Source organism: Bradyrhizobium sp. ISRA442 (assembly GCF_038085055.1).
In the GTDB taxonomy this organism is placed as follows: domain Bacteria; phylum Pseudomonadota; class Alphaproteobacteria; order Rhizobiales; family Xanthobacteraceae; genus Bradyrhizobium.
The window spans coordinates 1-6313 of the sequence record NZ_JALGCN010000050.1; the positions used below are offsets into that span (position 1 = coordinate 1).

Consider the following 6313-nt stretch of genomic DNA (forward strand, 5'->3'; position numbering starts at 1 on the left):
AGAAATCGGCGGATCGCTAAATTCCCTTTGTCGTATTGTGCGTATTGACCTACGGATACCGGAATGCCTCGTCTGGATACCTCTTTATGGTTGAAGGACCTTCTTCCTGCCTCCTTTCTGAAGGTGTAGGGTTCAGGGCATACTTGTGCGAGCTGCCGGAAGGGACGTGCCGAAGTCCCGGTCATTTTTGGCGGGCAGCGTCAGAGCCACCGGCGGGCACTGAGCCTCAATAGACCAACCACTTTTTTTGGCTGTTCTCCTGCGCCCGAATGCATCGTGTGCGTTCGCACACGCGTTTAGAGGAGATTTCAATGAACAAGCGTTTCCTCGTTACAGTTGCGTGTTCCGCTCTTGGTTTGATCAGCGTAACCGGATTTGCGCTGGCGGAAACGGTGGGGCGATATGAATGCAGCATTGTCGGCGCAATAAGCCAGGAGACGGTCGGTGACCGGGATGGACACCTGCTCCGCAGTCTCCAATATTCTTGCCTTGGCGTAGAGGGTCTGCTGAAAGACGCTGTGTACACAGGGTCTTCTATCAGCGAGTGGGATGGTCCTCAAGGAACGTACTTGTCTGCTGGCGGAATTGTCAGGGCGGCCGGCGGGCTCGCGGTGACCCAACTCACCGAGGGCAAAGGGTCTGTCGTCATGAAAGATGGCAAGCCTGCCGGCAGTGAATCCTCTGGCAAAGCGGTGTTCAAGCTCGCTTCTGGCACACTTGCCACACTCTCGGGCAAGGTCGTCAAATTTGACACTAAGCCAACAGGCGTTGGTCGATTTAGCATCGAATTGACGACTGACAGCGAAGTGGGTGCTGTCCGCACGAGCCAGCAGTAGCGTCCAACACGCAATTAGGTTGCGCTATTGTTGAGGGGGCATCGTCATTGAATAGAAATCGCACAACAGAAGGGATTTGCCATGAGATCCAATTGCAAAATCGCAATAGCATTGCTTGCCGGCGTCGCGATCGGCGGTCTTGCGGCCGAGGGTCTTCACGCACAGGCCAAGCCGCCTGTCTACTACGTCGCAGAAATCGATGTAACCAACCCCGATGCCTATGCGAAAGAGTACGTCCCGAAGGCTCAAGCCCTCATTAAGGCAGCCGGCGGTCGCTTCTTGGCGATCGGAGGAGCCGCTACTGCCGATGGCGGAAAGGTAACAGCATTTGACGGCGATGCACCGAAGCGCGTTGTCGTTCAGGTCTGGGATAGCATGGAGAAGATCAAGGCGTGGCGCGCCAACCCCGAGTATATTGAGCACCGAAAACTCGGCGAAAAATACGCGAAGTTCCGCTCCTTTGCGGTTGATGGCGCGCCGAACTAATTGCTTGTAATTCTCACATGCCAGAGGCCGCCAACCGGGCGGCCTCTGAAGCCCACGAGCTTTGCAAACGAGTAGGGAGAAGCCGCCAAAGCACTTGGCCTCGCCATTACAGACAAGCTACTCGCGCTCGCCGATGACGTGATCGAGTGAGCATCGCAGGCCCGTAGTTGTTTCATTGCATGAGTTGTGGCCCGACTCGGACCTCCCATAACGTCCGCTCTCGCGCCGCTGTCAGGGGTATAACGGACATCAAGCGCGCACTAAACCACGTCGGGCGCGCTCCGATCCAGCTCCACCAAGCGTAACGTGCGTTGTCACGTAGCAGCGATGAAACGTTCAAAGCGCATCGCAAGCCTATCGCGGTCGGGGAGGTCTTTGGCGCGACTTGGCAGGTGAATTGTGTTGCCATGGAGCCGCTTCAGGGCTTCGAGCATGGGGCCATCGTTCTGCGCCAGCAGGCGATCAGATACGTGGAGGCGATAATCCAGATCGATGCCGATCAAATGCGCGTCGAAAGCCGCATGATGGATTTTGGACAGCGGGATGCCATTGGAAACGACGGGTTGTCCGTAGCGCTCGTCCTTGTCGGCGACGATGTGGGCGGCGTCGAGAAGAAGAGGTTCGGGCAATCCAGACAATGCGCAACGACCGTTGTAGGCGGTGATGACGGCCATGCGGAATGACGCTTGTTTGCACTTTAATCTCCCTGTGTCTGAGCAGTTTGTCAGGCAGTAGCCTTGTCTTCTTTGTCGGCGCCTCGCGCGACGATCTTGAGGGCATCATCCGGCAATGGTCGCTGCAAGGCTTTCGCCTCGTCCCATGGCGCACGCATCCAGACATCGCGCTCCTCGTCAGTCGTCAAGATCACCGGCATCGCCTTGGGATGAATTGGCGCGACAATGGCGTTCGGCGCCGCCGTCAGAAATCCGTAAACAAGATGAGGGCCGGGGACCGGCTTCGACTTGGTGCCCCGATCGCCCTTGAATTCGGTCCAGATGCCTGCGAAGGCGCAGAGCGGACGATCGTCATTCAGCGCAAACCAGACGACATCCTCCTTCTTTGCCTCCGGGTTCGGCTCGGGCGCGTACTCGGCGAAGCTGTTGAACAGGCCAGGCAATGGTTCTCCGGCTTCAGCCATCCGCGCCAATGCGGCGAGGCGGTGTTGCGGACGTTGGTCACCGGCGGTCCGCCGGTCCCTGGCGGCGGCATACCCAGCGCATCAGCACCATTGAGTCACCGGCGACCGCGATCGGTCGCATGCGCGAACATCATGCGGACCTCCATAGTGCGGCGGCCCAGGGCCGCCGCAGCCGCATCGGCACGCCCCCACGGGGCGGCGGATCGTCGTCGCCGTCGAGCCGCCGCAGCGCGGCCAGGATGTCGGCGAGCCGGATTGTGTGACCCATGCCCGGTATCTCGCGCAGCGCGGGGCAGGATTCGACTGCGAACATGTCGGAGGCCCATGACGACAGAATGAGCCGCTTCTCCGGCACGGAGAGCTCGTTGTCGTTCAGGATGTCGTCCGGAGACGCATAGTGCGCGGCCGGATGGAAGAGGGGATTGAGATTGTCTGCGTCCGTGTTGGCGTTGGTCATTGATGCCTCCCTTTACGCTCCTTTCTCGGGACGGGTTCGGCGAGTTCGGGCGGCGGCGACCGCCGCCCGTGCGTGATGGTCTTTACTGCTTGTTGATCGCGATGCGCTTGACGCCCGCTCGCGGGTTCTCGGACTTCGGCAGCGAGATGGTCAGGACGCCGTTCTTGAACGACGCCTCGGCCTTGTCCTCCTCGACGTCCTGGAGCGCGATCTGCCGCTGGAACGAGCCGTAGTGGCACTCGGTGAAGTATCTGCCTTCGTCCTTGCGCTCGCTCTTCTTCTCGCCGCGGATGCTCAGCACCCCGTTAGCGATTTCGATCTGGACATCGTTCTCCGTCATGCCAGGAAGCTCGGCCGAGATCGTCAGCGCCTTGTCGGTCTCGCTGAGCTCGATGTTCGGCCAGCCGGATTGCCCTTCCATGAGCGGCGACAGGCCCGTCCCGCCGAAACCTCGGAAGACCTCGTCGAACAGGCGGTTCATTTCGCGATGCAGCGTCGTGAAAGGATCGTGGGTGCCACGCGTCGGCGCAAGGTCCTGGTTTCTCGACCAGGGAATGAGATCACGAACTGCCATGGTTTTTCTCCATCGTTGCATGAGACAGGGAGCGCGGCTGCGCTTGTGCGCGCCGCGTTCCGTGGTCGAACCTCGATCAGGCGTCAGGCCGCCTTCTTCTGCTCGATCTGCGAGGCGGGAGAGGCGCCGCTTCCGATCTCGATCCGGCGCGGCTTCATGGCTTCGGGTACCTCTCGGACGAGATCGATGATCAGCAGTCCGTCGCGGAAGGAGGCGTCAGTCACGTGGACGTAGTCGGCCAGGTTGAACACGCGCCGGAACGGACGCGCAGCGATCCCTTGGTACAGGTACTCGCCGGCCGCCTTCTCGGGCTTCCTGCCCTCGACGGTGAGCGCGTTCTGCTCGGCCGTCACGGCGATGTCGTCAGCGCCAAAGCCGGCGACGGCGAGCGAGATCCGATAGTGGTCCTCGCTGGTGCGTTCGATGTTGTACGGGGGATAGTGGTCTTCGCTCGCCTGGCGCAGCGTGCTGTCGACGAGGTCGGCCAAGTGGTCGAAGCCGATGGTGGAGCGCCACAGAGGCGCGAAGTCAAAGGTGGTCCTCATAACCAAGTCCTCCAAAGAGCAAGTTGGATACAAGGAGCGCAAGGCAGGACTCAGAGCGGGTCTGATACCCGGCCCAGCGCCCGCGCCGGACCCGTGAAGGCATCCGGCACACCGCTCTCGCGGCGAAAAATGACTTAGAAAAACGAGACGCCGTTTCAAGAGGTGGGCCGCAAAAAAATTCACAGTGACGGCGGGGCCCCGCTCCCCTTCCTGAAGGACTCGGATGCACGGCAAGAGGCGTCTTGACAGTGATCCTCGCTCGAATATTTTTCCGCGGGGAATTTTCTTCCCGCCTTCTCAACACCAAAGGATTGCGACGACCGTCAGGAGTGACGAGGATGCTCGATGAAGATCTGGACCGCATTCGCGCGCACCGCAACAACATTCACCGCTACCGGCGACTGCTTCGGACGAGGCTATCGGAGCTTGAACGTCAGTTCATCGAACGCCGCTTGGCCGAGGAGCAGAGCAAGCTCGTGGCCCTCGCGGCCACCACCTTCCCCGTCGCGTTTCCCATTCCGAAAAACCAAGTGGCTGCCTCAGTTGCGGAAGGCGGTCAATGAGCGACGCCCGCGAGCTTCTGCCGCGGCAGCGAGAAGGTCATCCGACACTTCTAAGACCGGCACATTTACCTGCATAACTTCGGGACAGCACCCGTCTGATGAGCAAGGCCGCCGGTTCACGCTGGCACTGTCCCATCAGTCTCGAAATAGAACGCTGCCGGGCTCGAAATACAGGTCCCGGCAGCGTTTCATTCTCGAACTGAGCGCTGAAATCCCAGTTGGTTTCGAACGTGCAACGGCCATGCCACAGGCTTGTGACAGGCCGGTTCATGCTGACGGGGCTATTTGGTAGGCTGCTTCGACTTCGGAACGATCTTCGGAAAACTCCGGTTAATCGCCATGAAACGCATCAAGCCAAAGCGAGCACCGCTCCGCCCCGATGGTACGCCCATGACGGACGACGATTTCCGAGCCCTCCATGACCAGATTGCTTCCTTTGACGATATCGAATGGATCGACGAGACTACGCGAGATCTCGTCGAGAGGTTCATGCCCGACTTGGCGAGTCGCCTCCCGACGAAGCGGACCGAGACCTTCGAGCAAGCGCTTGGTCGGGTTGGGGCCAAAGCCAAGCGGAAGGTTACAGCGGCGGAACGGAGGAGACCTAAAGGCCGTGGCAAGAAGCGGCGTGTTTAGTTCACCGCCTCGCTTCAGCCCTAGCCCCTTGAGCACTTCCAGGGGATTTTACGAATTTGCTGAAGTTCCTGCCCGGAACAGTGCTGAAGCGAACAGAACAACTCGGTGAGTTGAGTAGCCTGCGCCTCGCTAGCCCGAGGACCAAGCTTCCTCCAGCGGCTCCGGCCTTTCCGGTCCGACCCGCCTCAAAGGCCGGGGTTGTGTTCCGCGTTGGTCAGCAGCCTCACGAAGGTGCCGCTCTCGTGCAGCTCGAGCGAGCCTCGGTTGAGCCCGCTACCCTTGAGCGTGTACAGGAACGGCGCGTTGATCTTCTCGATGTGGATGCGGCCGTCCGGGACCGGCTCGATGCTCCTTGCGAGCTCGACCAGCTTGCGGGCTGCGGCTTCCGGGTCGGCGAAGGGACGTTCGGTCGTGAGTTTCATCGGTAGCCCATAGCTGGCACTGTCGGCGTATTCCAATCGAAGTCCGGCCGGACCTCGGCGCCTCGTCTACCGCAAGCCTGACAGATGAACCGCGACTCAAGATCCGACAGCCGGACGTCGTCAGACCATCGATCGGCGCTGAGCGCAACGCTATGGCCGCACCGATAGTCGGCGCAATAGACGAGGATGCCACGCACGCCCATGCTGCGCATGTGGCCGAAGGTGATCTTGAGCGGGCGGCCGTTATCGTGGGTGGGCATATGACGTCGGACAGGGCGAGGCATACCTCTATCAAAGCGGCAACATGATCACCTCGCAAATTGTCGATCTGTGGTAGCTCCGAGCCGCGCTGAACCACTGCGTCTTGTGGGTGTGCAAAAACCATCGCGAACATCTCTTGATCTTCTACACCGCTGCCAGATTGCTCGGTGAGCGCCGTGGGATGCATTGGTCTGCTCATGGCCCCGCGGCGGACATCCCACCGGAATTAGGAGCAAACAATGAAAAAGCTTTTCACTTGTGTGGCGGCCGTGGGCTGCCTGGTGGCGTTCCTCTCCGTCGCGCAAGCCCGCTCTGCATTCGACGGTTGCTGGAGCCTCATTTTCGTGACGCAAAGAGGCGCTTGCGATGCGACCTATAATTTCACCGTCGACATC

The 6313-nt window shown here is 60.1% G+C and carries 9 protein-coding genes and 1 pseudogene; 3 read left to right on the plus strand and 7 right to left on the minus strand.

Annotation, left to right across the window (positions count from 1 at the left end; genetic code table 11):
• Nucleotides 1-311 precede the first annotated feature (311 nt).
• Both MTR72_RS40010 and MTR72_RS40015 read left to right on the plus strand, forming a co-directional pair.
• Nucleotides 312-836: a hypothetical protein gene (locus tag MTR72_RS40010; RefSeq protein WP_280969213.1), complete on the plus strand. Its 525-nt coding sequence runs from the start codon at nucleotides 312-314 to the stop codon at nucleotides 834-836.
• A gap of 111 nt (nucleotides 837-947) precedes the next feature.
• Nucleotides 948-1322: a DUF1330 domain-containing protein gene (locus MTR72_RS40015; RefSeq protein ID WP_280969214.1), complete on the plus strand. Its 375-nt coding sequence runs from the start codon at nucleotides 948-950 to the stop codon at nucleotides 1320-1322.
• A gap of 314 nt (nucleotides 1323-1636) precedes the next feature.
• Here the strand turns inward: MTR72_RS40015 and MTR72_RS40020 are convergent, their stop codons facing one another.
• From MTR72_RS40020 to MTR72_RS40040, 5 genes and pseudogenes are all read right to left on the minus strand, one after another.
• Nucleotides 1637-1996 (minus strand): HNH endonuclease, encoded by a 360-nt coding sequence (locus tag MTR72_RS40020; RefSeq protein ID WP_280969215.1) that lies wholly within the window; start codon nucleotides 1994-1996, stop codon nucleotides 1637-1639.
• A gap of 50 nt (nucleotides 1997-2046) precedes the next feature.
• A pseudogene (locus MTR72_RS40025) lies at nucleotides 2047-2551 on the minus strand (SOS response-associated peptidase family protein); the annotation flags it as partial.
• Nucleotides 2552-2590: 39 nt separating this feature from the next.
• Nucleotides 2591-2917, minus strand: coding sequence for a hypothetical protein (locus tag MTR72_RS40030; protein ID WP_341512328.1), 327 nt, complete (start codon nucleotides 2915-2917; stop codon nucleotides 2591-2593).
• 82 nt (nucleotides 2918-2999) lie between these two features.
• Nucleotides 3000-3491, minus strand: coding sequence for an Hsp20/alpha crystallin family protein (locus MTR72_RS40035; protein WP_280969218.1), 492 nt, complete (start codon nucleotides 3489-3491; stop codon nucleotides 3000-3002).
• Between the two features lie 83 nt (nucleotides 3492-3574).
• Nucleotides 3575-4036, minus strand: a complete 462-nt coding sequence (locus MTR72_RS40040; protein WP_280969219.1) for an Hsp20 family protein — start codon at nucleotides 4034-4036, stop codon at nucleotides 3575-3577.
• A 338-nt stretch (nucleotides 4037-4374) separates the two neighbouring features.
• On the opposite strand from MTR72_RS40040, the gene MTR72_RS40045 reads away from it, so the two are divergent.
• Nucleotides 4375-4599, plus strand: a complete 225-nt coding sequence (locus tag MTR72_RS40045) for a hypothetical protein (protein ID WP_341512329.1) — start codon at nucleotides 4375-4377, stop codon at nucleotides 4597-4599.
• Nucleotides 4600-5420: 821 nt separating this feature from the next.
• Here MTR72_RS40045 and MTR72_RS40050 read toward each other — a convergent pair.
• Entirely contained in the window at nucleotides 5421-5657 is a 237-nt protein-coding gene (locus MTR72_RS40050) for a hypothetical protein (protein ID WP_341512330.1), read from the minus strand.
• Nucleotides 5654-5917, minus strand: a complete 264-nt coding sequence (locus MTR72_RS40055; RefSeq protein WP_445819691.1) for a hypothetical protein — start codon at nucleotides 5915-5917, stop codon at nucleotides 5654-5656. The genes MTR72_RS40050 and MTR72_RS40055 overlap by 4 nt, the downstream gene beginning before the upstream one ends.
• Between the last annotated feature and the right edge of the window lie 396 nt (nucleotides 5918-6313).

Bases quoted from the DNA above. Each gene is read 5' to 3' on its own strand.
- MTR72_RS40020 (WP_280969215.1), bottom strand. From the start codon at position 1,996: ATGGCCGTCATCACCGCCTACAACGGTCGTTGCGCATTGTCTGGATTG.
- MTR72_RS40035 (WP_280969218.1), bottom strand. From the start codon at position 3,491: ATGGCAGTTCGTGATCTCATTCCCTGGTCGAGAAACCAGGACCTTGCG.
- MTR72_RS40040 (WP_280969219.1), bottom strand. From the start codon at position 4,036: ATGAGGACCACCTTTGACTTCGCGCCTCTGTGGCGCTCCACCATCGGC.
- MTR72_RS40010 (WP_280969213.1), top strand. From the start codon at position 312: ATGAACAAGCGTTTCCTCGTTACAGTTGCGTGTTCCGCTCTTGGTTTG.
- MTR72_RS40055 (WP_445819691.1), bottom strand. From the start codon at position 5,917: ATGCCCACCCACGATAACGGCCGCCCGCTCAAGATCACCTTCGGCCAC.
- MTR72_RS40050 (WP_341512330.1), bottom strand. From the start codon at position 5,657: ATGAAACTCACGACCGAACGTCCCTTCGCCGACCCGGAAGCCGCAGCC.
- MTR72_RS40045 (WP_341512329.1), top strand. From the start codon at position 4,375: ATGCTCGATGAAGATCTGGACCGCATTCGCGCGCACCGCAACAACATT.
- MTR72_RS40030 (WP_341512328.1), bottom strand. From the start codon at position 2,917: ATGACCAACGCCAACACGGACGCAGACAATCTCAATCCCCTCTTCCAT.